The following is a 21,573-nucleotide window of genomic DNA, read 5'->3' on the forward strand; positions in this document are numbered from 1 at the left end:
TTCCCCCGGCAAACCACTCAGACTTCCTCAGACTTCTGATCCGGTGCGCCGGATTTCACTGTAAGTGCATCTGAAGTCTTTGGAGTGACCTGTGGCTGCCAACTGCGACGTTTGCGCCAAGGGGCCGAGCTTCGGCAACAACATCTCCCACTCGCACCGCCGCACCTCGCGTCGCTGGAACCCGAACATCCAGCGCGTTCGTGCCATGGTCAGTGGGACGCCGAAGCGCCTCAACGTCTGCACCTCGTGCATCAAGGCCGGCAAGGTCTCGCGCTGACGCCAACCGTCGTAGCGCAGCCCTTTCCGGTTGCCAAGAAGGCCGGTCCACCTGGTGGACCGGCCTTTTGCCTTGCCTTGCCTGGACCGACCGGGCGGCCGTAGACCCCCGCATCATGTGATGCGGGGGTCTTCTGCTGTGCGGGGTGCGCGGTCCCGTCGCCTCAGCGGTGCCACTGCCAGGCGTGGTCCACCGGGCCGATGCCGCCGCCGAGCGCGAAGCCCGCCGCGATGGCGCCGGTCACGTACTCCTTGGCCTCCATGACGGCCTGCGGCACGTCCTGGCCCTTGGCGAGCCCGGCGGCTATCGCACTGGCGAGGGTGCAGCCGGTGCCGTGGGTGTGCCGGTTGTCGTGGCGCGGCGCCCGCAGCCACAGCTGGGTCTCGCCGTCGGTCAGCAGGTCGGCGGCCTCGTTCCCGTGGGCCGCCAGGTGCCCGCCCTTGATCAGCGCCCACTCGGGCCCGTACGAGAGGACCGCGTCGGCGGCCCGCCGCATGTCGTCCTCGCTCTCCACCACCACGCCCGTGAGCTGTGCCACCTCGTCCAGGTTCGGCGTGGCCACGGTGGCCCGCGGCAGCAGCTCCTTGCGTACGGCGTCCAGCGCCGACTCGGCGAGCAGCGCGTCCCCGTGCTTGGAGACCCCGACGGGATCCACGACGGCGGGGGCGGAGGTGGCGGCGAGCAGCTCGGCCACCATCTCCACCAGCGCGGCGGAGGACAGCATCCCGGTCTTGACCGCCTGTACGCCGATGTCGTCCACGACGGCCCGGTACTGGGCCTTCACGGCCTCGGCGGGCAGCTCCCAGACTCCCTGGACCCCGAGGGAGTTCTGCGCGGTCACGGCGGTCACCACGCTCATCCCGTGCACGCCGAGTGCCAGCATCGTCTTGAGGTCGGCCTGGATCCCGGCGCCACCGCCGGAGTCGGATCCGGCGACGGTCAGGCACAGCGGTGGCGCGTCGGTCATCTGGGGGTCTCCTCGGTGGACGGGTCGGAGCCGAAGTGGTCCCACCCGCCGGTGCTCGTCCAGGGGGCGCCGTCGACGGTCACCTGGGGCAGCGCGGACCGGTTCAGCACCTCTCCGATGACCTTCCAGCGGGCCGGCAGTTTCACGTCGGGCGGGAAGGTCGCCACGATGGCGTGATCTTCTCCTCCGGTGAGCACCCACTGCAAGGGGTCGACCCCGACGGCCTGCCCGATGTCGTGCATCTGGGTCGGGATGTCGACGGCCGCCGAACGCAGGTCGATCCGTACCTTGCTGGCCTCCGCGATGTGCCCGAGGTCGGCGATCAGGCCGTCGCTGACGTCGGTCATGGCGGTGGCGCCGAGTCCGGCGGCCGCGGGGCCCGCGTGGTACGGGGGTTCGGGGCGCCGGTGCGCCTCGACGAAGGCCCGGGGGGAGCGGAAGCCGCGCGAGAGCACGGCGAATCCGGCCGCGGACCAGCCCAGCCAGCCCGTGACGGCCACGACGTCGCCGGGCTGGGCGCCGGAGCGCAGCACGGGCTCGTGGTTGCGCAGGTCGCCGAGGGCGGTGATGGCCACGGTGATGGTGTCCCCGCGGACGACGTCGCCGCCGACCACGGCCGCGCCGGCGACCTGGCACTCGTCGCGGATGCCGTCCATCAGCTCGGTGGGCCAGGTGACCGGCAGCTCGGCCGGGACGACCAGGCCGAGCAGCAGCGCGGTCGGCACCGCGCCCATGGCGGCGATGTCGGCGAGGTTCTGCGCGGCGGCCTTGCGGCCGACGTCGTACGCGGTGGACCAGTCGCGCCGGAAGTGCCTGCCCTCGAGCAGGATGTCGGTGCTCGCCACGACTCGCCGGTCGGGGGCCGACACGACCGCGGCGTCGTCGCCCGGTCCGAGCCGGACCGCCGGGGTGGTGGTGAGCCGTGAGGTGAGCTCCCGAATGAGCCCGAACTCCCCCAGCTCGCCCACAGTGCCCTTCATCGCTGTGCCCCTTCTTGCCCAGTCCGCTTGCGGTCGCGAGCCGTCACAGCTCTGGGTACCGTCAACAGATACGTCAACTTCTGCTCTCCGTACGCCCCGCTGTGCGTGGCGCCGTGCCCCCGGGTCTCCCCGTGGTGCTCGGCAACGCGGTACCGTGGCGTCCCTTCTTCCCCGGGCCCACCCGAATCCCTGGGCCCACCCGAAGGTTAGGGGAATCGATCCTCGTGGCCGCCCTGGAGGTTCCGTGGTACAGGCGTACATCCTTATCCAGACCGAGGTGGGCAAGGCGTCGTTCGTCGCCGAGTCCATCAGCCAGATCGCGGGGGTGATCCAGGCCGAGGACGTGACGGGCCCGTACGACGTGATCGTGCGCGCCCAGGCCGACACCGTGGACGAGCTCGGCCGCATGGTCGTCGCCAAGGTCCAGCAGGTGGAGGGCATCACCCGCACCCTGACCTGCCCGGTGGTCCATCTGTAGCCCCCGTCTACTCTTGGCCGGTGATGTCCTTCCACCGCCGGCCCCTGCGTCTGCCCGCTCTGCCCGTACTGGTCGCGGTACTGGCCCTCGCGGGCTGCACCCCGGGTGATTCCGAAGCCCGGGTGGACCCGCCGCCCACGCCGCCCGCCGACGTCGCGGGGTTCTGTGCAGCACTGCACAAGGAGCTCCCGGAGACGGTGGCCGGCCTGGCGCGGGCCAGGACCGCGCCGGATTCGGATCTGACCGCCGCGTGGGGCGGCTCGGCGATCGTACTGCGGTGCGGTATCCCCAAGCCCCCCGAGATGACGGACGAAAAGCTGGGCGGCGTCGAGGTCGACGGCGTCCGGTGGCTGCTGAAGCCGGTCCCCGACAGCGCCGGCGGGGGGTTCCGGTTCATCACCGGGATGCGGCTGGCGTACACCGAGGTCCGGGTCGACAAGGAGCATGCCACGGATGCGGGCATGCTGGTCGGTCTGTCCGGCGTCGTGGCCAGGACCGTCCCGGAGGGAATCTCTTCGTATTGACGGCCCGAAGGGCTCGAAGGCCCGACGGCCTGCCCCCTCCCCGCTTCGCACACCGACCGCCCGCCGGGAATCCCGGCGGGCGGTCGGCTTTGCGCGCTGCGGCTGCCTGCTAGCGCAGCCCTGTGGAGCGGCGCAGGGCCGCCTGGATCAGGCGGTCCACCAGCTCCGGGTACTCGATGCCCGACTCCTGCCACATCCGCGGGTACATGGAGATCGGGGTGAAGCCCGGCATGGTGTTGATCTCGTTGATGACGAAGGTGCCGTCCTCGGTGAGGAAGAAGTCGGCGCGCACCAATCCCTCGCAGGACGCGGCGTCGAACGCCTCGATCGCGAGCCGCTGCACCTCGGCGGTCTGCTCCGGGGTGAGCGGAGCGGGCACGATCCCGGAGGCGGAGTCGATGTACTTCGCCTCGAAGTCGTAGAAGTCGTGGCTGGAGACCGGCGGGATCTCGGCGGGCATGCTCGCGCGCGGCCCGTCCTCGAACTCCAGCACCCCGCACTCGATCTCGCGGCCGCGCAGCAGCGCCTCCACGATGACCTTCGGGTCGTGGCGCTGGGCCTCGCGGATCGCCTCGTCGAGGCCGGAGACGTCGTCGACCTTGGTGATGCCGATGGAGGAGCCGGCCCGGGCGGGCTTGATGAAGAGCGGCCAGCCGTGCTCGCCGGCGAAGTCCAGGATGCGCGCCTTGGCGGCTTCCCGGTCGGCTTCCCACTCGCGGGGGCGGATGGTCACGTACGGGCCGACGGGGAGGCCGAAGGAGGTGAAGACCCGCTTCATGTACTCCTTGTCCTGGCCGACGGCCGAGGCGAGGACGCCCGAGCCGACGTACGGGATGCCGGAGAGCTCCAGGAGGCCCTGCAGGGTGCCGTCCTCGCCGTACGGGCCGTGCAGCATCGGGAAGACGACGTCGACCTCGCCCAGGGCCTTGGGGACGGCTCCCGGCTCGGTGTAGACGACCTCGCGGTTGGCCGGGTCGACGGAGAGCACGACGGCGCCGTCCTCGGAGTCCGCAAGCTCCTCGACGCTCGGGAGCTTGCGGTCGGCAATGGCCATCCGCGCGGGCTCGTCGGCGGTCAGCGCCCACCGGCCGTCCGTGGTGATGCCGATCGGCAGCACCTCGTACTTGGACCGGTCGATGGAGCGCAGCACGGCGCCCGCCGTGACGACCGAGATGGCGTGTTCCGAGCTGCGGCCGCCGAACACGACGGCCACGCGGGGCTTGCGGCCCTGCTGCTCAGGGGTCTGGGGGAGGTTCTCGCTGCTCATATCGCCACGACGATACCCGCTCACACGTCCGGAATGGAGTCAGCGGCGTTCCGGTTTGGCGCTGCGTCCCATCAGTTCCTTGAGCGCGACCAGCGGGGGCTTGCCGTGGTGGACGATGTCGACGACCGTGTCGGTGATCGGCATGTCCACTCCGTGGCGCCGTGCCAGATCTGCCACGGACTGGCAGGACTTGACCCCCTCGGCGGTCTGCTTGGTGACCGCGATGGTCTCCTCGAGGGTCATTCCGCGGCCGAGGTTGGTGCCGAAGGTGTGGTTCCGGGAGAGCGGCGAGGAGCAGGTGGCGACGAGGTCGCCGAGGCCCGCGAGACCGGAGAAGGTGAGCGGGTCGGCGCCCATCGCCAGGCCCAGCCGGGTCGCTTCGGCGAGGCCGCGGGTGATGAGCGAGCCCTTGGTGTTGTCGCCCAGGCCCATGCCGTCCGCGATGCCGACGGCGAGGCCGATGACGTTCTTGACGGCGCCGCCCAGCTCGCAGCCGATGACGTCGGTGCTCGTGTACGGGCGGAAGTACGGGGTGTGGCAAGCCGCCTGGAGGCGCTGCGCGACGGCTTCGTCGGAGCAGGCGACGACGGCGGCGGCCGGCTGCCGGGCGGCGATCTCACGGGCCAGGTTGGGGCCGGTGACGACGGCAACGCGCTCGGCGGGGACCTTGGCCACCTCCTCGATGACCTCGCTCATCCGCTTGGCGGTGCCGAGTTCGATGCCCTTCATCAGGGAGACGAGAACGGCGTCGGCGGGCAGCAGCGGGGCCCATTCGGCGAGGTTGCCGCGCAGGGTCTGGGAGGGGATGGCAAGGACCGCGAAATCGGCGCCGGCCGCGGCCTCGGCCGGGTCGGTGGTGGCGCGCATGTTCGCGGGGAGTTCGACGTCCGGGAAGTAGTCCGGGTTGGTCCGGCCGGTGTTGATGGCGTCGACGACCTCGCGGCGGCGGCCCCACAGGGTCACCTCGCAGCCTGCGTCGGCGAGCACCATGCCGAAGGCCGTGCCCCAGGAGCCGGTTCCGAAGACGGCTGCCTTCACGGGACGTGTCACTTCTGGTCCTCCCCCGCGGCCTTGTGCCGCTGTTCCGCCCTGGCCCTGCGATGGTCGTACAGCTGCTCGGGCGCCTTCTCGCCGCGCAGCTCCTCCAGCAGCTCGGTGATGGCCTCCATGATCGTCTCGGTGGCGGCCTTGAGCACGTCCGGGGTGGGCTCCCGGTCGTAGAACTCGGAGAGGTCCACGGGAGGTCCGGCGAGCACCTGGAGGGTCTTGCGCGGGAACAGCCGCACCTTGTCCTCCTTGGCGTAGGGCGGCATCGCGAGATTCGCGCCCCACTGGGCCACCGGAATGACCGGTGCCCTGGTCATCAGCGCGACCCGGGCGGCGCCGGTCTTGCCGGCCATCGGCCACATGTCCGGATCGCGGGTGAGGGTGCCTTCCGGATAAAAGGCCACGCATTCGCCGCGCTCGATCGCGTCCACGGCGGCCCGGAATGCGTCCAGGGCGTTGGTGGTCTCGCGGTAGACCGGGATCTGGCCGGAGCCGCGCAGGATCGCGCCGACAATGGGGACCTTGAAGAGGGCCGCCTTCGCGAGCAATCGGGGCACCCGGCCGGTGTTGTACTGGAAGTGCGCGTAGGAGAGCGGGTCCAGATACGAGTTGTGATTGACGGCCGTGATAAACCCGCCGTCGGCCGGAATGTGATCCATTCCCCGCCAGTCCCGCTTGAAGAGCACCACCAGCGGCGGTTTTGCGATGACCGCCGCCAGGCGGTACCAGAAGCCGATTCTGCGGCGGGACACTCGGACACCTTTCCTCTTGAACCGGTGCGTGGGGGTACCTCCCAGCGGCAGCTGGGGAAGCCGGGACACCTCGTCGGCCGGACAAGTGTGGCCTCAGGTCCGGTCTCTGTCGAGAACACGGTACGCCCCGCCCGGAGCACCGAACCGCCGGGTCGACCGGGCAGAGGCGACAATGGGCCGACGCATGACCCGGCCGTGACCCGGCCTTGGTCCACGTATGTACGGACGCGCACCGGAGGGAAGGGGCCCGCCACGAACGCGGTCTGGAGTCTGGTGGTCCCGCTGAAGCCCCTGGCGGTGGCCAAGAGCCGTCTCGCGGCGGCCGTGGGCGCGTCCCGTCCCGGGCTCGCGCTGGCGTTCGCGCAGGACACCGTGGCGGGGGCGCTGGCCTGCGCGGCAGTCGCGGATGTGGTGGTCGTCACGGACGACGTGCAGGCGGGTGCGGAACTGGCCCGGCTCGGGGCGCGGATCCTGCCGGACACCCCGGCCGCCGGGCTCAACGCGGCGCTGGCCCACGGGGCGCGGGAGATACGCGCGGCGCGGCCCGGGGCGGCGGTGGCCGCGATGAACGCGGATCTGCCCGCGCTGCGGCCGCCGGAATTGCTACGCGTGCTCGAAGCCGCATCCGCATTTCCCCGGGCATTTCTGGCGGATGCGGCGGGAATCGGTACGACCCTGCTTTCCGCTGCGCCGGACGTGGAATTGGCACCCTCGTTCGGGGGCCCGTCACGGGCCCGGCATTCGGCCTCGGGAGCTGCGGAAATAGCCCTCGCGGATGTCGAGAGCGTGCGCCGGGACGTGGACACGGCCGCGGATCTGCGGACGGCCCTCGCCCTCGGTGTGGGCCGTCACACGGCCCGATACAGTGCCGGTATGCAGGCGACCGCGTACACGTACGACTCCCAGACCCGCAGCGGCAGTGTGCTGCTGGACGACGGCACCCCGGTGCCCTTCGAGGCCCCGGCGTTCGACGCGGGCGGCCTGCGGCTGCTGCGCCCCGGGCAGCGGGTCCGGATCGAGACGGACGGCGAGGGGCCGGCGCGGCGGATCACCCTGATCACCCTGCAGACCTTCTGAGCCTCGGCCGTGCCGGCCTTCCGACCTGCACGGACAGCACCGCGGGCCGGCTTCCCCAAGGAGGGGAAGCCGGCCCGGCGTGTGTGACTCGTGGCCTTACTTCTTGCGGGCCGTGGTCTTCTTCGCGGTGGTCTTGCGCGCCGTCGTCTTCTTGGCGGGCGCCGTGGTCTTCGCGGTGGCCTTCTTGGCCGCCGGAGCCGTCTTCTTGGCGGTGGCGGTGGTCTTCTTCGCCGCCGTCGCGGTCTTCTTCGCCGCGGCAGTGGTCTTCTTCACCGCCGCCGTGGTCTTCTTCACCGCGGCGGTCTTGGCGACCACCTTCTTGGCGGTGGCGACCTTCTTCGCGGTGGTCTTCTTGGCGACCGTGGTCTTCGCCGCCGCCTTCTTGGCGGTGGTGGCCTTCTTGGCCACGGCCTTCTTGACCGTCGCGGAAGCTCCGCCGGAGAGGCTGCCCTTGGGAGCCTTCTTCACCGACACCTCGCCGCCCTTGGGCAGCTTCTTGGTGCCCGCGACCAGGTCCTTGAAGCCCTGGCCCGCGCGGAAGCGGGGAACCGAGGTCTTCTTGACCCGGACGCGCTCACCCGTCTGCGGGTTGCGGGCGTAGCGGGCCGGGCGGTCGACCTTCTCGAACGAGCCGAAGCCCGTGACCGAGACCCGGTCGCCCGCGACCACAGCGCGGACCATCGCGTCCAGTACCGCGTCGACAGCGTCCGCGGCCTGCTGGCGGCCGCCCAGCTTGTCGGCAATCGCTTCTACGAGCTGCGCCTTGTTCACGTCTTCCCCTTCGGAGACTTCGCCAGAACGAATGTGTTCAAGCTTATTTCGCACGTTAGGCGGATATATACCGCAAATCAAACACGAAACGGGCTAATCACCCTAGTGCCGCAACGGTGTAGGTCGTTACGGAGTTCCTTCGCATCAGTCGCCTTCAGGGAATCGACCCTCGTCGAGGTCCTTCATCAACCTGTCCAGGCGCCTTGCCGCATCGGCGAGATCATGCTTCGCCGCGGCCGTGACGACCAACAGCTTCCGGGACAGCGCCATCCTTACGCCCTCCGGGACTTGCAGTGTGCGCACCCTTGTGTGTGCTTCTTTCAGCCGGTCGGCGACGAGTTCGTAGAGCTCAAGTTGACTGTCGCGTTCCATGCACAGATTGTGCCATCTGGGGCGAGTTGTCGCCTCACGGGGCCTCAACACACGGCTGTGCCCCCCGCCGGAAGGCGGGGGGCACAGTGTTGTCGATGTGATCACCCAAGGGTGAAAAAGCGCTGATCAGGCAGGAATCAGGCCTGGATCGTGCGCGGCTTGAAGCTCGGCCGGGTGCTTTCGTACGTGGCGATGTCCGCTTCGTTCTGAAGGGTGAGCGAGATGTCGTCCAGACCCTCCAGCAGACGCCAGCGGGCGTTGTCGTCGAGTTCGAACTCCGCCTCGATTCCCGCCGCGCGGACCTGGCGGGCGACCAGGTCGACCGTGACCTCGGCGGTCGGGTCGGCCTCGGTCAGCTCCCACAGCCGGTCGACGGTCTCCTGCGGCAGGACCACCGTCAGCAGACCGTTCTTCAGCGAGTTGCCGCGGAAGATGTCGGCGAAGCGGGAGGAGATGACCGTCTTGAACCCGAAGTTCTGCAGGGCCCAGACGGCGTGCTCGCGCGAGGAACCGGTGCCGAAGTCGGGGCCGGCGACCAGGACGGTCGCGCCCTGGCGCTCCGGGCGGTTCGTGACGAACTCGGGGTCCTTGCGCCAGGCCTCGAAGAGCCCGTCCTCGAACCCGTCGCGGGTGATCTTCTTCAGCCAGTGGGCCGGGATGATCTGGTCGGTGTCGACGTTGCTGCGGCGCAGCGGGACGGCCCGGCCGGTGTGGGTGGTGAAGGCTTCCATGGTTCTCAGACTCCGGCGGTCGCGTTGGCGTCGGACAGGTCGGCGGGTGAGGCCAGGTGGCCCAGCACCGCGGTGGCGGCGGCCACCTGCGGGGAGACCAGGTGGGTCCGCCCGCCCTTGCCCTGCCGGCCCTCGAAGTTGCGGTTGGAGGTGGACGCGGAGCGCTCACCGGGGGCCAGTTGGTCGGGGTTCATGCCCAGACACATCGAGCAGCCCGCGTGCCGCCATTCGGCGCCGGCCTCCTTGAAGACCTGGTCCAGGCCCTCCTCCACGGCCTGCAGGGCGACCCGGACGGAGCCCGGGACGACCAGCATCCGTACGCCGTCGGCGACTTTGCGGCCCCCGATGATGCCGGCGACGGCGCGCAGGTCCTCGATGCGGCCGTTGGTGCACGAACCTACGAAGACGGTGTCGACCTTGATGTCGCGCAGCGGCTGCCCGGCCGTCAACCCCATGTACTCCAGGGCCTTTTCGGCGGCGTGGCGCTCCGAAGCGTCCTCGTACGAAGCCGGGTCGGGGACGTTCGCCGACAGGGGCGCACCCTGGCCCGGGTTGGTGCCCCAGGTGACGAACGGGGACAGCGTGGCGCCGTCGATGACGACCTCGGCGTCGAAGACCGCGTCGTCGTCGGTGCGCAGGGTCTCCCAGTACGCGACCGCCGCGTCCCAGTCCGCGCCCTCGGGGGCGTGGTCGCGGCCCTCGAGGTAGTCGAAGGTGGTCCGGTCGGGGGCGATCATGCCCGCGCGGGCGCCGGCCTCGATCGACATGTTGCAGATGGTCATGCGCGCTTCCATCGAGAGTTTCTCGATGGCCTCGCCGCGGTATTCCAGGATGTAGCCCTGGCCGCCGCCGGTGCCGATCTTGGCGATGATCGCCAGGATCAGGTCCTTGGCGGTGACACCCTCGGCCAGCTCGCCGGTGACGGTGATGGCCATCGTCTTCGGGCGGGCCAGCGGCAGCGTCTGGGTGGCCAGCACGTGCTCGACCTGGCTGGTGCCGATGCCGAAGGCCAGCGCGCCGAAGGCGCCGTGCGTGGAGGTGTGGGAGTCACCGCAGACCACGGTGGTGCCCGGCTGGGTCAGGCCCAGCTGCGGTCCCACGACGTGGACGACGCCCTGCTCGACGTCGCCCAGCGAGTGCAGGCGTACGCCGAACTCGGCGCAGTTGTTGCGCAGCGTCTCCAGCTGGGCCCGGGAAACCGGGTCCGCGATCGGCTTGTCGATGTCGATGGTGGGGGTGTTGTGGTCCTCGGTCGCGATGGTGAGGTCCAGGCGACGGACCTTGCGGCCGGCCTGCCGCAGGCCCTCGAAGGCCTGGGGGCTGGTCACCTCGTGCAGCAGGTGCAGATCGATGAAGAGGAGGTCGGGCTCGCCCTCGGCGCGCCGGACGACATGGTCGTCCCAGACCTTCTCCGCGAGTGTCCTACCCATCGCTTTCCCTCCGGCTCACCGTCCCGGATCCAGTGGTTCGTGGACCCGTACATACAGACTCGCTGTTTCTTGGAAAAATTGAACTTGCGTTTCACAGTGTGAGACGCGAATATCGTTTCATGGACAACTCTAGCGGCGTCGGCGTTCTCGACAAGGCAGCTCTGGTATTGAGCGCACTGGAGTCCGGTCCGGCCACCCTCGCCGGGCTGGTCGCGGCGACAGGGCTCGCACGACCCACGGCACATCGCCTGGCCGTGGCACTGGAACACCACCGGATGGTGGCGAGGGACATGCAGGGCCGGTTCATCCTCGGACCGCGGCTGGCGGAGCTCGCCGCCGCAGCCGGCGAGGACCGCCTGCTGGCCACGGCGGGACCGGTACTCACCCACCTCCGTGACGTGACGGGCGAGAGCGCGCAGCTCTACCGGCGTCAGGGCGACATGCGCATCTGCGTGGCGGCCGCGGAGCGGCTGTCGGGCCTTCGGGACACCGTCCCGGTGGGCTCCACGCTCCCGATGAAGGCCGGTTCGGCCGCGCAGATCCTGATGGCCTGGGAGGAGCCCGAGCGGCTCCACCGCGGGCTGCAGGGTGCGCGCTTCACGGCGACGGCCCTGTCGGGCGTACGGCGCCGCGGCTGGGCGCAGTCGATCGGCGAGCGGGAGCCCGGCGTGGCGTCGGTCTCTGCGCCGGTGCGCGGGCCGTCGAACCGCGTGGTGGCCGCCGTGTCGGTCTCCGGGCCGATCGAGCGCCTGACCCGCCACCCGGGCCGGATGCACGCCCAGGCCGTCATCGACGCGGCCGGCCGCCTGTCGGAGGCCCTGCGCCGCTCCGGCTGACCTCCCGCCCTTCTCCCACTCCCCCGGGCCCGGGGGCGCGTACGGCGCCGCACACGTCCGAACACGCGCCTCCGGGCCCGTACTTGTACGGGGCCCTGCACGGGGGCGGAGTGCGTTCGGGAACAACGAAGAGGCCCTCCGCGATGAACGCGGAGGGCCTCTTCTGTGCGTACCCCCGACCGGATTCGAACCGGCGCTACCGCCTTGAGAGGGCGGCGTGCTAGGCCGCTACACAACGGGGGCTTGCTCTGTACTGCGCTGGGCTACCAGGACTCGAACCTAGAACAAAGGAACCAGAAACCTTCGTGTTGCCAATTACACCATAGCCCAATGTGGTCTATACCAGACCAGTACCCCCGACCGGATTCGAACCGGCGCTACCGCCTTGAGAGGGCGGCGTGCTAGGCCGCTACACAACGGGGGCCCTAGCGATCCTGCATCAAGACGTCCGGGAGCTACCCAAATGGAGATCTTGCGGGAAGGATCTGTACCCCCGACCGGATTCGAACCGGCGCTACCGCCTTGAGAGGGCGGCGTGCTAGGCCGCTACACAACGGGGGCAAAGCACTGCGTCATTACTGCACTGCGCTGGGGTACCAGGACTCGAACCTAGAATAAGGGAACCAGAAACCCTCGTGTTGCCAATTACACTATACCCCACCGAAAGTCAACCCCCTGGGGGGATTTTCTTTCGAGTGGCGCCTCCGTCCGGCCTTTCGGCCCGCTCCGGCGGCGCAGAAAGAACATTACCGGATGCCTGACCGTGCTCCAAAACGGGTATCCGAGGCCAGCAGCTCCGGGAGCCGGGCGAGCCCGGCGATCCGGTGCACGCCGTCGGGGCCCGGTCCTCGATCGCCGTCGCGGTCGAGCCAGACCGCGGTCAGCCCGGCGTCGCGGGCGCCGCGCGCGTCGATCTCCGGCTGGTCGCCCACGTACGCCACGTCGCCCGGCGGCAGCCCGAGCGCCTCGCAGGCCGCCAGGAAGGCCTCCGCCTCGGGCTTGCTGACGCCCAGTTCCACGGCGCACACGAGCACCTCGAAGCGCTCGCGCAGCCCGAGGTGGCGCAGCTTGGGGTCCTGGTTGACGGTGGAGGAGTTGGTGAGCACCCCGTGCCGGTAGTCGGCCGCGAGGGCGTCCAGTACGGGCACCACGTCGGGGAACAGCATCCAGGCGGCCTTGTAGTGCTCGACGTACCGGTCGAACCAGCCGTCGGCCTCGGCGGCGCTCATCCCCGGCCTTCCGAGGAAGTCCCGCACCCGGTCCCGGCGCTGCTCCTGGAAGCTCACCTCCCCGGCGGCGAAGCGGTCCCAGTGGCGGGTGGTGATCTCCCGCCACAGGGCGAGCGCCTGCGCGGGGGATCCGTACCGCTCCGCGATGCCCTCCTCGGCGAGCCGGCGCGCGAGTCCGGCACTGTCCGCCCCCGTGTAGTCGAACAGGGTGTCGTCGATGTCCCACAGCACGGCGCGGATCGGCATACCCCCGACGCTACGACATCGCCGGGCTCCGCTCCCGGGGTTTGCCGATGTCCATCGCCCGACCCCCGGTCGACCCCCGGGAAACGCCTCAGGGGGCGGCGGCCGGGAACTCCGGCTGCCGCCCCCTGAGAGAGGTACGGGCTTGCTTACGCGGCGAGCTTGGCCAGGGCCGCGTCGATGCGGGACAGCGAGCGGTCCTTGCCGAGGATCTGCAGGGACTCGAAGAGCGGCAGGCCGACCGTACGGCCGGTGACGGCCACGCGGACCGGGGCCTGGGCCTTGCCGAGCTTGAGCCCGTGGGCCTCGCCGGCGGTCAGGACGGCCTGCTTGAGGGACTCGGGGTCGCTCCAGTCGGCCGCGTCCAGGTTGGCGCGGACGGTGGTCAGGAGGGCCGCGGGCTCGCCCTTCATGGCCTTGTCCCAGGACGCCTGGTCCTCGACCGGCTCCTTGCGGAACAGGAAGTCGACGTTCGCGGTGATGTCCGACAGGACGGTCACGCGGGTCTGGGCGTACGGCGCGATGGCCGCCCAGGCCTCGGCGTCGAAGTCCTCCGCCTCCCAGTTGGCGTGCGGGGCCTGCAGCCACGGGGCGCAGGCGTCCGCGAAGGCCTTCGGGTCCAGCAGCCGGATGTGGTCGGCGTTGATGGCCTCGGCCTTCTTGAGGTCGAAGCGCGCCGGGTTGGCGTTGACGTCCGGGATGTCGAACTTCGCCACCATCTCCTCGATCGAGAAGATGTCCTGGTCCTTGGAGAAGGACCAGCCGAGGAGCGAGAGGTAGTTCAGCAGGCCCTCGGGGAGGAAGCCGCGCTCGCGGTACAGGTTGAGCGAGCTCTCCGGGTCGCGCTTGGAGAGCTTCTTGTTGCCCTCGCCCATGACGTAGGGCAGGTGACCGAACTGCGGGACGTCCGTGGCGACGCCGAGCTCCATCAGCGCCTTGTAGAGCGCGATCTGGCGCGGTGTGGAGGACAGCAGGTCCTCGCCGCGGAGCACGTGCGTGATCTGCATCAGCGCGTCGTCGACCGGGTTGACGAGCGTGTAGAGCGGGGCGCCGTTGGCGCGCAGGATGCCGAAGTCCGGCACGTTCTCCGGGGTGAAGGTCAGCTCGCCGCGGACCAGGTCGGTGAAGGTGATCGGCTCGTCGGGCATCCGGAAGCGGACGATCGAGGAGCGGTGCTCGCCCTGGTAGGCCTCCAGCTGCACCTGGGTCAGCTCGCGGCAGTGGCCGTCGTAGCCGGAGGGCTTGCCGGCGGCGCGGGCGGCGGCGCGGCGCGCGTCCAGCTCCTCGGTGGTGCAGTAGCAGTCGTACGCGTAGCCGCCGTCGCGCAGGCGCTGGGCGATGTCCGCGTAGATGTCCATCCGCTCGGACTGGCGGTACGGGGCGTGCGGGCCGCCCACCTCGGGGCCCTCGTCCCAGGTGAAGCCGAGCCAGCGCAGCGAGTCGAGCAGCTGGTTGTACGACTCCTCGGAGTCGCGGGCCGCGTCGGTGTCCTCGATGCGGAAGACGAACGTGCCGCCGTGGTGGCGGGCGAACGCCCAGTTGAAGAGGGCGGTCCGGACCAGGCCCACGTGGGGGTTGCCGGTCGGGGAGGGACAGAAACGTACGCGGACGTTCGCGTTAGTCACGCTTGATCACCTTGTTGGTGAGAGTGCCGATGCCTTCGATGGTGACGGCGACCTCGTCGCCGACGTTGAGGGGGCCGACTCCGGCCGGGGTCCCCGTGAGGATGACGTCGCCGGGGAGCAGCGTCATGGCCTCGGTGATGTGGACGATCAGGTCCTCGATGGAGCGGACCATGTCGCTGGTGCGGCCGAGCTGGCGCTGTTCGCCGTTCACGGTGCACTGGATGGTCAGGTCGCTCGGGTCGAGCTCGGTCTCGATCCAGGGGCCGAGGGGGCAGGAGCTGTCGAAGCCCTTGGCCCGGGCCCACTGCTTCTCGCGCTGCTGGACATCGCGCGCGGTGACGTCGTTGGCGCAGGTGTAGCCGAGGATCACGTCCTTGACGCGCTCCTTCGGGACCTCTCGGCACATGCGGCCGATGACCACGGCGAGCTCCGCCTCGTGGTGGAGGTCCTGGGAGAAGGAGGGGTACGTGATCGGGTCGCCCGGGCCGACCACCGAGGTGGAGGGCTTGAAGAAGGTGATCGGGACCTCGGGGACCTCGTTGCCCAGCTCCGCCGCGTGCTCCGCGTAGTTGCGGCCGATGGCCACGACCTTATTCGGGAGCACGGGCGGCAGCAGCCGGACCTTGCTCAGCGGGACCTTCGTGCCCGAGAGCTCGAAGTCCGCGAACGGAATGCCCTTGATGATGTCGAGGACGAGCTCACCCTCGGCGCCGGGGGCAGTGCTGCCCTCGACCGCGCCGAACGCGACATTGCCGTCGATGGAGAACCTGGCGATGCGCACGTGTTGCGTCTGCCCCTCTGTATTTCCGCTGGCTGGAGTCTGCGTCCCCAGGCTAACGCGGCGGGCAGCGGCGCTTCGCGCTCCTTTTGCCGAGTGGCTTACTGCGCGGCGGCGACCGGCGCGTCCATGAGGATCGTGCGGCGCGGGTTCGCGGTCTGGGTGGGGAGCTCGACGGTGTGCTCCGGAGCCTCGGTCGCCTGCAGCTCCTCGGCGTCCTTGAGGTGCGCGAGGGTGGTGCGGCGGGGGTTGGCTATGTTGCGGAACATCATCGTCGTCTTCACGGTGTCTCGGGCCCTCGGCTCGGTTGTGGGGTGGGGGTTGTCGGATCCGTCAACCCTGTAAAGGGCAAGGCTAAACATCCGATTCCCCGGCTCAACCGGGAAGTAATGGCCACGGCTGTGTGAGTTTGCTCACCTGTGACCAGGCAATACGGGCATAACGGATGGTCATTTTTGGGTGACGAACCGGACATTACGCCACTGAATCAGCCATTCCGCTCCTGATCATCTCGACTGGGACACCTTGCCAGCCCCTGCGTTTGGATGGCGTAAGTCCGTTTCCTCCCGAAAGGCGGACCACATCGCGTAATCCCGCCATTACGGGAGGTCACCAACTCCCCGGGCCGACACGCGCACCTTGTTGGAGATCCGCCACTGTGCTGGAATTCGCGGGACCGCCGCGGGAACAGCCGGCGCGCAGGTGGCGCGACACAGCGCCGCGCGCGGCGGCAAGGAGAGGGAGACGCGCCGGTCACCGACGACCACCATGGGGCCGAAACGCCCCACGACTCGACACCGTCCCACCGGTCGCCCGGCGGGACGCCTGGTCCAGAGGTTGCGACGCTAGTGCAGGGACGATTCAAGAGGGATGGCAGCGCTGCGGCGGAGCAGGAGCCGCGCGGCGGGACCGACCGTGGCTCCTCGCCCCAGCACGCCCAGAACCGCGGGCCGGCTGTCCAAGGCGCGGGCACCGACTCCTCCGCCACCGTGAACGCGGTGAGGGGGAAGGCACGCCTCAAGCCCCGGGGCAAGGCGAAGAGCGAAGAGCCGGCCGACAAGGACGTGGCGATACCGAAGGCTCCCAGCGGGCCCGGTTCGCGATTCGCCATGCAGAACTGGCGCATCAGCACGCGACTCGTGTCGCTGCTGACCCTGCCGGTCGTCGCGGCCACCACGCTCGGTGGCTTCCGCATCAACGACTCGCTCAACGACATCTCCCAGCTGGAGCACATGCAGCTGCTGACGACGATGACCCGGCAGGCCACCAACCTGGCCGCCATGCTCCAGGAGGAGCGGGACAGGTCGGCGGGTCCGCTGTCGGTCGACAAGTCGGGCAAGCCCAGCACCCTCGTCACGGGCGTCCGCGACCAGACCGACGCCGCCGCCAAGTCCTTCGCCGCCGCGACCGACAAGGTCGACAGCGCGCAGGACAAGGACGAGACCCTCAAGTCGATCCGCAACAACATCCTGCAGATCGGCCGCCAGCTCACCGGCATCGAGGAAATCCGCAAGAACGCGTACCGCAACAGCGCCCAGCAGACGGTCACCGAGTACAACGCGCTGATCGTCTCGCTGCTCTCGCTCTCCCAGGACATGGCGCAGGCCACCTCCAGCCCGGAGATGATCAAGCGTACGCGCGCCCTGGCGGCCTTCTCCTCCGCCAAGGAGTACGCCTCGATCCAGCGCGCCGTCATCGCCGCCTCGCTGCCCGACAGCGGCCAGCCCGCCGGCACCCTCACCGAGAACGACCGCCTGTACGCTCTCGCCGCGCTCCGCGGCGAGAGCCAGGCGAAGAAGACCTTCGAACTCGTCTACCAGGGCAAGCCCGAGGAACTCCTCGCGGTGCTCGGTGACGGCAACGCGGAGATCGGCAAGGCGGACCACTACACCCGCCGCGTCCTGTCGACCCAGGGTCAGTTCGCCAAGGAGACGCAGTACCGGTCCTGGATGGACTGGTACGACGCGGACGACACCAAGATCCAGGCGATGAAGCAGATCGAGCTCACCCTGCTCGAGGACATGGAGCAGAAGGCCCGCGAGCTCAAGAACTCCTCGCAGCAGGACGCCATCATCAACGGTGCCCTGATCCTCCTCGTCCTCGGTGTCTCGCTCGTCGGTGCCTTCGTCATGGCGCGGTCGATGATCCGCTCGCTGCGCCGCCTGCAGGACACCGCGACCCGGGTCGCCCAGGACCGACTGCCCGAGCTCGTCAAGCAGCTGTCCGAGTCCGACCCGCAGGACGTGGACACGTCCGTGGAATCGGTCGGCCTGCACACCCGCGACGAGATCGGCCAGGTGGCCGCGGCCTTCGACGACGTGCACCGCGAGGCCGTCCGCCTCGCCGCCGAGCAGGCCCTCCTCCGGGGCAACGTCAACGCGATGTTCACCAACCTCTCGCGCCGTTCGCAGGGCCTCATCCAGCGCCAGCTCTCGCTCATCTCCGAGCTGGAGTCGCGCGAGGCCGACCCGGACCAGCTGTCCTCGCTCTTCCGGCTCGACCACCTCGCGACCCGTATGCGCCGTAACGGCGAAAACCTCCTCGTCCTCGCGGGCGAGGAGCCGGGCCGCCGGTGGACCCGCCCCGTCCCGCTCGTCGACGTGCTCCGCGCCGCCGCGTCCGAGGTGGAGCAGTACGAGCGCATCGAGCTGTCGTCGGTGCCCGGCACCGATGTCGCCGGCCGCGTCGTCAACGACCTCGTGCACCTGCTCGCCGAGCTGCTGGAGAACGCCACCTCGTTCTCCTCCCCGCAGACCAAGGTCAAGGTCACCGGTCACGCGCTGCCCGACGGCCGCGTGCTCGTCGAGATCCACGACACCGGTATCGGCCTCTCGCCCGAGGACCTCGCCGCGATCAACGAGCGGCTCGCGTCGCCGCCGACCGTGGACGTCTCCGTCTCCCGCCGCATGGGCCTGTTCGTGGTCGGCCGCCTGTCCCTGCGACACGGCATCCGCATCCAGCTGCGCCCGTCCGACTCGGGTGGTACGACGGCCCTCGTCATGCTGCCGGTGGACGTCGCCCAGGGCGGCAAGAAGCCGGGTCCGATGCCGGGCCAGGGCGGTCCGGGTGGTCCGGGCTCCGGCGGTCCGCAGGGCATGCCGGGTGCTTCCCCGCAGGGTTCCGTCCCGGGCGGCGGCGCACGCCAGCCCGTGGGCGCCGGCCCGCAGCGCGGCCAGGTCTCCGGCGGCGGCCAGCGTGCCGCGCTGCCGGGACGCGACGGCGCCGCCGGTCCGCAGGGCGGTCCCGGTGCACGTCCGCAGCAGGGCGGCACCGGCGGGCGTCCGCAGGGCGGTCCGGGCATGCCGGGCGCTCCGACCGGCCAGGGCCAGGGTGCCTTCGGCGGCGGTGCCCCTCTGCCGGGCCGCGGTCCGGCCGGCGGTCCCCCGTCGCGTCCGATGTCCGCGCCCACGGCCTCCGGTCAGGCCGGATTCCCGCAGGGCAACGGCTTCGAGCGGCCGCAGACTCCGCAGCAGCCCGCCCCCACGGGCCCGGTCCCCTCGGCCCAGGCGCCCGCCGCCCCGGCTCCGCGCGGCAACCGTCCGCAGCTGCCGCCGCGCGGTGGCGCCCCCCGTCCGGAGCTTCCGGGTACGGGTCCTGCCGGGATCCCGCAGACCACCAGCTGGGGCGCCGACCCGGCGCGCAGCGGCGGCCAGGAGGTCCCGCGCGGCCACGACGAGCTCTCGGGGCCCGGTGCGACGGCCGAGTTCCCCCGTCCGGACTTCAATGCTCCGCGCCCGCCGGCCGGCAACAGCACCACCGGCCAGTTCGAGCGTCCCGACCTGCGGGCCCCGCTGCCCCCAGCCGGCCAGAACATGTCCTCCACCGGGCAGTTCGAGCGCCCGGAGCTGCGCGGTCCGGCGGACCCGTCCACCACGGGCCAGTTCGCCCGCCCGGACTACCAGGCCCCGCGGCCCGGCGGCCCCGGTGTCGGCGGATACGCCCAGCAGTCGCAGGCCCCGCAGTTGCCGCAGGCTCCCCAGCCGGAGGCGCTGCCGCCGGCTCCGAGCACCGGCAACGAGCGCAGCCCGATCTTCGACACGCTGGAGTCGAACTGGTTCCACCAGGAGGGCCAGCAGTCCTCCGGTCAGGCGCCGGCCGTACCCCAGCAGTCCGCCCCGGCTCCGGCTCCCCAGCAGCGCTCGCAGCAGCCGCTGCCGCAGCGCGGCCAGGAGCAGGCGGCCGAGCCCGCCCAGGCGGCGAACGGCAGCTCGCCGACCGTCAGCTGGCGGTCCTCGCCGAACGACGAGCTGATGCGGCAGGCCGAGCGCGTGCGCCAGCCCGCCGCCGGCGGCATCACCACCTCGGGGCTGCCCCGCCGAGTACCACGGGCGAACCTCGTGGCCGGCACCGCGCAGCAGCAGGCCGACGCACAGTCCGGCCCGCAGGTCTCGCGAGCGCCGGACGACGTCCGCGGCCGTCTGACCAACCTCCGACGGGGTATCCAGCAGGGCCGTCAGGCCGGCAACAACGGCCCGGCGACCGGCAGTTACCACATCGACCCCACTTACCAGCAGGAGCGTTAGTTGAGTTCGATGAGCCAGGCGGCACAGAACCTGAACTGGTTGATCACCAACTTCGTGGACAACACCCCCGGGGTGTCCCACACGGTGGTGGTCTCCGCCGACGGCCTCCTTCTGGCGATGTCCGAAGGTTTTCCCCGGGACCGCGCCGATCAGCTGGCGGCCGTGGCCTCCGGTCTGACGTCGCTGACCGCAGGAGCCTCCCGCATCTTCGAGGGCGGCGCCGTCAACCAGACCGTGGTCGAGATGGACCGGGGATTCCTCTTCCTCATGTCCGTCTCGGACGGATCCTCGCTGGCCGTACTCGCACACCCCGACTGCGACATCGGCCTCGTCGGCTACGAGATGGCCCTCCTCGTGGACCGCGCCGGCAGCGTCCTCACCCCGGACCTGCGCGCGGAGCTGCAGGGAAGCCTGCTCATCTGACGCCACATCTCCCGGCCGGACGGTACTTCCGGCCGGGAGACCGGGGCGCCAGCCCCGGAACCCAGTACCACCGTCAGGCCGTCATACCGTCCCCCCACCGGCCGCCCCGTCAGACGGCACGCTGACCACTGCTGTCCAGCCCGGAGGATCAATGACCCCGCCCCCCGCCTACCCCGATTCGTACGGCGATTCGTCGTACTCGGAAGGCGACCAGCCGCTCGTTCGCCCGTACGCGATGACCGGCGGACGGACCCGGCCGCGCTACCAGCTCGCCATTGAGGCGCTGGTCAGCACCACGGCCGATCCGATGCACCTGTCCGGCCTGCTTCCCGAGCACCAGCGCATCTGCACGCTGTGCCGCGAGGTCAAGTCGGTCGCGGAGGTCTCCGCACTGCTGTCGATGCCGCTCGGTGTCGCCCGGATCCTCGTCGCCGACCTGGCCGAGGCCGGAATGGTGGCCATCCACCAGCCGGGCAATGGAGAGGCCGGCGGCACGCCGGATGTAACGCTGCTCGAAAGGGTGCTCAGTGGACTTCGCAAGCTCTAATGGCGGAACCGCCCGTTCCACCACCTCCGCGAAGATCGTGGTGGCGGGCGGGTTCGGCGTGGGCAAGACCACGTTCGTCGGGGCCGTCTCGGAGATCAATCCGCTGCGCACGGAAGCCGTCATGACCTCCGCGTCGGCCGGTATCGACGATCTGACCCACACCGGGGACAAGACGACCACCACGGTCGCCATGGACTTCGGCCGCATCACCCTGGACCAGGACCTGATCCTGTACCTCTTCGGTACCCCCGGTCAGGACCGGTTCTGGTTCATGTGGGACGACCTCGTCCGCGGCGCCATCGGGGCGATCGTGCTCGTCGACACCCGCCGTCTCGCCGACTGCTTCCCCGCGGTCGACTACTTCGAGAACAGCGGGCTGCCGTTCGTCGTGGCCCTCAACGGCTTCGAGGGACACCAGCCTTACACCCCCGAGGAAGTCCGCGAGGCCCTGCAGATCGGCCCGGACGCTCCGATCATCACCACCGACGCCCGCCACCGCGCGGACGCCAAGAGCGCGCTCATCACGCTGGTCGAGCACGCCCTCATGGCCCGACTCAAGTAACACGATTCGAGTCACGCGGCTCAAGGGGCACCACTCAAGTACCACGGGTTCTTCACAACGTGAGAGGGCGGGCTGTGTCATAGGACACGGCCCGCCCTCTCGGTTCATAACGTTTCGACAGAGAATTGCCGCCA

21 protein-coding genes, 5 tRNA genes and 1 pseudogene are annotated in these 21,573 nt (G+C 70.2%); 9 read left to right on the forward strand and 18 right to left on the reverse strand.

Annotation, left to right across the window (positions count from 1 at the left end):
- Window positions 1–91 precede the first annotated feature (91 nt).
- The gene (rpmB, locus tag AB0M76_RS27300; RefSeq protein WP_030298506.1) at window positions 92–277 is read left to right on the forward strand and encodes a 50S ribosomal protein L28; all 186 of its coding nucleotides are present in this window, start codon (window positions 92–94) and stop codon (window positions 275–277) included.
- Window positions 278–440: 163 nt separating this feature from the next.
- Here rpmB and thiD read toward each other — a convergent pair whose 3' ends face one another.
- Both thiD and AB0M76_RS27310 read right to left on the reverse strand, forming a co-directional pair.
- Window positions 441–1,244 carry a bifunctional hydroxymethylpyrimidine kinase/phosphomethylpyrimidine kinase gene (thiD, locus tag AB0M76_RS27305; protein ID WP_365955379.1) on the reverse strand — a complete coding sequence of 268 codons (804 nt, stop codon included), beginning with the start codon at window positions 1,242–1,244 and terminating at the stop codon, window positions 441–443.
- Window positions 1,241–2,224, reverse strand: coding sequence for a thiamine-phosphate kinase (locus tag AB0M76_RS27310; RefSeq protein ID WP_365955380.1), 984 nt, complete (start codon window positions 2,222–2,224; stop codon window positions 1,241–1,243). Before AB0M76_RS27310 ends, thiD begins: the two co-directional genes overlap by 4 nt.
- Before the next feature lie 244 nt (window positions 2,225–2,468).
- Here AB0M76_RS27310 and AB0M76_RS27315 point away from each other — a divergent pair, with 244 nt between their 5' ends.
- Both AB0M76_RS27315 and AB0M76_RS27320 read left to right on the forward strand, forming a co-directional pair.
- Window positions 2,469–2,702, forward strand: coding sequence for an Lrp/AsnC ligand binding domain-containing protein (locus tag AB0M76_RS27315; RefSeq protein ID WP_030298511.1), 234 nt, complete (start codon window positions 2,469–2,471; stop codon window positions 2,700–2,702).
- A 23-nt stretch (window positions 2,703–2,725) separates the two neighbouring features.
- Window positions 2,726–3,226, forward strand: a complete 501-nt coding sequence (locus tag AB0M76_RS27320) for a DUF3515 domain-containing protein (RefSeq protein ID WP_266663360.1) — start codon at window positions 2,726–2,728, stop codon at window positions 3,224–3,226.
- Window positions 3,227–3,335: 109 nt separating this feature from the next.
- Here the strand turns inward: AB0M76_RS27320 and AB0M76_RS27325 are convergent, their stop codons facing one another.
- From AB0M76_RS27325 to AB0M76_RS27335, 3 genes are read right to left on the reverse strand one after another with little or no spacing between them, the layout of a single operon-like run.
- Window positions 3,336–4,493 carry a D-alanine--D-alanine ligase family protein gene (locus AB0M76_RS27325; protein WP_365955382.1) on the reverse strand — a complete coding sequence of 386 codons (1,158 nt, stop codon included), beginning with the start codon at window positions 4,491–4,493 and terminating at the stop codon, window positions 3,336–3,338.
- Window positions 4,494–4,532: 39 nt separating this feature from the next.
- The gene (locus AB0M76_RS27330; protein WP_266663364.1) at window positions 4,533–5,543 is read right to left on the reverse strand and encodes an NAD(P)H-dependent glycerol-3-phosphate dehydrogenase; all 1,011 of its coding nucleotides are present in this window, start codon (window positions 5,541–5,543) and stop codon (window positions 4,533–4,535) included.
- A complete protein-coding gene (locus AB0M76_RS27335) occupies window positions 5,540–6,292 on the reverse strand; it encodes a lysophospholipid acyltransferase family protein (RefSeq protein WP_365955384.1) in 753 nt (250 codons plus the stop codon). Before AB0M76_RS27335 ends, AB0M76_RS27330 begins: the two co-directional genes overlap by 4 nt.
- Window positions 6,293–6,562: 270 nt before the next feature.
- Here AB0M76_RS27335 and cofC point away from each other — a divergent pair.
- A pseudogene (gene cofC, locus AB0M76_RS27340) lies at window positions 6,563–7,165 on the forward strand (2-phospho-L-lactate guanylyltransferase); the annotation flags it as partial.
- A gap of 300 nt (window positions 7,166–7,465) precedes the next feature.
- Here the strand turns inward: cofC and AB0M76_RS27345 are convergent.
- From AB0M76_RS27345 to leuC, 4 genes are all read right to left on the reverse strand, one after another.
- The gene (locus AB0M76_RS27345; RefSeq protein WP_365955385.1) at window positions 7,466–8,140 is read right to left on the reverse strand and encodes an HU family DNA-binding protein; all 675 of its coding nucleotides are present in this window, start codon (window positions 8,138–8,140) and stop codon (window positions 7,466–7,468) included.
- 144 nt (window positions 8,141–8,284) lie between these two features.
- Window positions 8,285–8,512 (reverse strand): hypothetical protein, encoded by a 228-nt coding sequence (locus tag AB0M76_RS27350; protein ID WP_008739877.1) that lies wholly within the window; start codon window positions 8,510–8,512, stop codon window positions 8,285–8,287.
- A 137-nt stretch (window positions 8,513–8,649) separates the two neighbouring features.
- The gene (leuD, locus tag AB0M76_RS27355) at window positions 8,650–9,243 is read right to left on the reverse strand and encodes a 3-isopropylmalate dehydratase small subunit (protein ID WP_266663370.1); all 594 of its coding nucleotides are present in this window, start codon (window positions 9,241–9,243) and stop codon (window positions 8,650–8,652) included.
- Between the two features lie 5 nt (window positions 9,244–9,248).
- Complete coding sequence (gene leuC, locus AB0M76_RS27360; protein WP_365955386.1) at window positions 9,249–10,673, reverse strand: 3-isopropylmalate dehydratase large subunit; 1,425 nt, start codon at window positions 10,671–10,673, stop codon at window positions 9,249–9,251.
- 119 nt (window positions 10,674–10,792) lie between these two features.
- On the opposite strand from leuC, the gene ndgR reads away from it, so the two are divergent.
- Entirely contained in the window at window positions 10,793–11,509 is a 717-nt protein-coding gene (gene ndgR, locus AB0M76_RS27365) for an IclR family transcriptional regulator NdgR (protein WP_365955387.1), read from the forward strand.
- 170 nt (window positions 11,510–11,679) lie between these two features.
- Here the strand turns inward: ndgR and AB0M76_RS27370 are convergent.
- The 9 genes from AB0M76_RS27370 to AB0M76_RS27410 form a co-directional block, all read right to left on the reverse strand.
- Window positions 11,680–11,752: transfer RNA gene (locus AB0M76_RS27370), tRNA-Glu, on the reverse strand.
- A gap of 15 nt (window positions 11,753–11,767) precedes the next feature.
- Window positions 11,768–11,839 (reverse strand) — tRNA-Gln (locus AB0M76_RS27375).
- A gap of 21 nt (window positions 11,840–11,860) precedes the next feature.
- Window positions 11,861–11,933 (reverse strand) — tRNA-Glu (locus AB0M76_RS27380).
- Window positions 11,934–11,997: 64 nt separating this feature from the next.
- Window positions 11,998–12,070, reverse strand: a tRNA-Glu gene (locus AB0M76_RS27385).
- 27 nt (window positions 12,071–12,097) lie between these two features.
- A tRNA-Gln gene (locus AB0M76_RS27390) sits at window positions 12,098–12,169 on the reverse strand.
- Window positions 12,170–12,255: 86 nt separating this feature from the next.
- Window positions 12,256–12,984 (reverse strand): HAD family hydrolase, encoded by a 729-nt coding sequence (locus tag AB0M76_RS27395; RefSeq protein ID WP_365955388.1) that lies wholly within the window; start codon window positions 12,982–12,984, stop codon window positions 12,256–12,258.
- A 146-nt stretch (window positions 12,985–13,130) separates the two neighbouring features.
- Window positions 13,131–14,606 (reverse strand): glutamate--tRNA ligase, encoded by a 1,476-nt coding sequence (gltX, locus tag AB0M76_RS27400; RefSeq protein WP_365955389.1) that lies wholly within the window; start codon window positions 14,604–14,606, stop codon window positions 13,131–13,133.
- Entirely contained in the window at window positions 14,599–15,387 is a 789-nt protein-coding gene (locus AB0M76_RS27405) for a fumarylacetoacetate hydrolase family protein (RefSeq protein ID WP_266663381.1), read from the reverse strand. The genes gltX and AB0M76_RS27405 overlap by 8 nt, the downstream gene beginning before the upstream one ends.
- Before the next feature lie 98 nt (window positions 15,388–15,485).
- Window positions 15,486–15,668, reverse strand: a complete 183-nt coding sequence (locus AB0M76_RS27410) for a hypothetical protein (protein ID WP_365955390.1) — start codon at window positions 15,666–15,668, stop codon at window positions 15,486–15,488.
- Window positions 15,669–16,232: 564 nt separating this feature from the next.
- On the opposite strand from AB0M76_RS27410, the gene AB0M76_RS27415 reads away from it, so the two are divergent.
- The 4 genes from AB0M76_RS27415 (at window position 16,233) to AB0M76_RS27430 (ending at window position 21,439) form a co-directional block, all read left to right on the forward strand.
- Window positions 16,233–19,907, forward strand: a complete 3,675-nt coding sequence (locus AB0M76_RS27415; RefSeq protein WP_365955391.1) for a nitrate- and nitrite sensing domain-containing protein — start codon at window positions 16,233–16,235, stop codon at window positions 19,905–19,907.
- Between the two features lie 9 nt (window positions 19,908–19,916).
- Window positions 19,917–20,330: a roadblock/LC7 domain-containing protein gene (locus AB0M76_RS27420; protein WP_266672658.1), complete on the forward strand. Its 414-nt coding sequence runs from the start codon at window positions 19,917–19,919 to the stop codon at window positions 20,328–20,330.
- A 151-nt stretch (window positions 20,331–20,481) separates the two neighbouring features.
- Window positions 20,482–20,877, forward strand: a complete 396-nt coding sequence (locus tag AB0M76_RS27425) for a DUF742 domain-containing protein (RefSeq protein WP_266663387.1) — start codon at window positions 20,482–20,484, stop codon at window positions 20,875–20,877.
- Window positions 20,858–21,439 (forward strand): ATP/GTP-binding protein, encoded by a 582-nt coding sequence (locus AB0M76_RS27430; RefSeq protein ID WP_048475966.1) that lies wholly within the window; start codon window positions 20,858–20,860, stop codon window positions 21,437–21,439. Before AB0M76_RS27425 ends, AB0M76_RS27430 begins: the two co-directional genes overlap by 20 nt.
- Window positions 21,440–21,573 lie beyond the last annotated feature (134 nt).

It is taken from the genome of Streptomyces sp. NPDC051364 (assembly GCF_040682115.1).
In the GTDB taxonomy this organism is placed as follows: domain Bacteria; phylum Actinomycetota; class Actinomycetes; order Streptomycetales; family Streptomycetaceae; genus Streptomyces.

Coding starts and splice junctions, on each gene's coding strand:
- leuD (WP_266663370.1), bottom strand. CDS start 9,243: ATGGAAGCCTTCACCACCCACACCGGCCGGGCCGTCCCGCTGCGCCGC.
- AB0M76_RS27425 (WP_266663387.1), top strand. CDS start 20,482: ATGACCCCGCCCCCCGCCTACCCCGATTCGTACGGCGATTCGTCGTAC.
- leuC (WP_365955386.1), bottom strand. CDS start 10,673: ATGGGTAGGACACTCGCGGAGAAGGTCTGGGACGACCATGTCGTCCGG.
- thiD (WP_365955379.1), bottom strand. CDS start 1,244: ATGACCGACGCGCCACCGCTGTGCCTGACCGTCGCCGGATCCGACTCC.
- AB0M76_RS27320 (WP_266663360.1), top strand. CDS start 2,726: ATGTCCTTCCACCGCCGGCCCCTGCGTCTGCCCGCTCTGCCCGTACTG.
- AB0M76_RS27325 (WP_365955382.1), bottom strand. CDS start 4,493: ATGAGCAGCGAGAACCTCCCCCAGACCCCTGAGCAGCAGGGCCGCAAG.
- AB0M76_RS27395 (WP_365955388.1), bottom strand. CDS start 12,984: ATGCCGATCCGCGCCGTGCTGTGGGACATCGACGACACCCTGTTCGAC.
- AB0M76_RS27420 (WP_266672658.1), top strand. CDS start 19,917: ATGAGCCAGGCGGCACAGAACCTGAACTGGTTGATCACCAACTTCGTG.
- ndgR (WP_365955387.1), top strand. CDS start 10,793: ATGGACAACTCTAGCGGCGTCGGCGTTCTCGACAAGGCAGCTCTGGTA.
- AB0M76_RS27350 (WP_008739877.1), bottom strand. CDS start 8,512: ATGGAACGCGACAGTCAACTTGAGCTCTACGAACTCGTCGCCGACCGG.
- AB0M76_RS27310 (WP_365955380.1), bottom strand. CDS start 2,224: ATGAAGGGCACTGTGGGCGAGCTGGGGGAGTTCGGGCTCATTCGGGAG.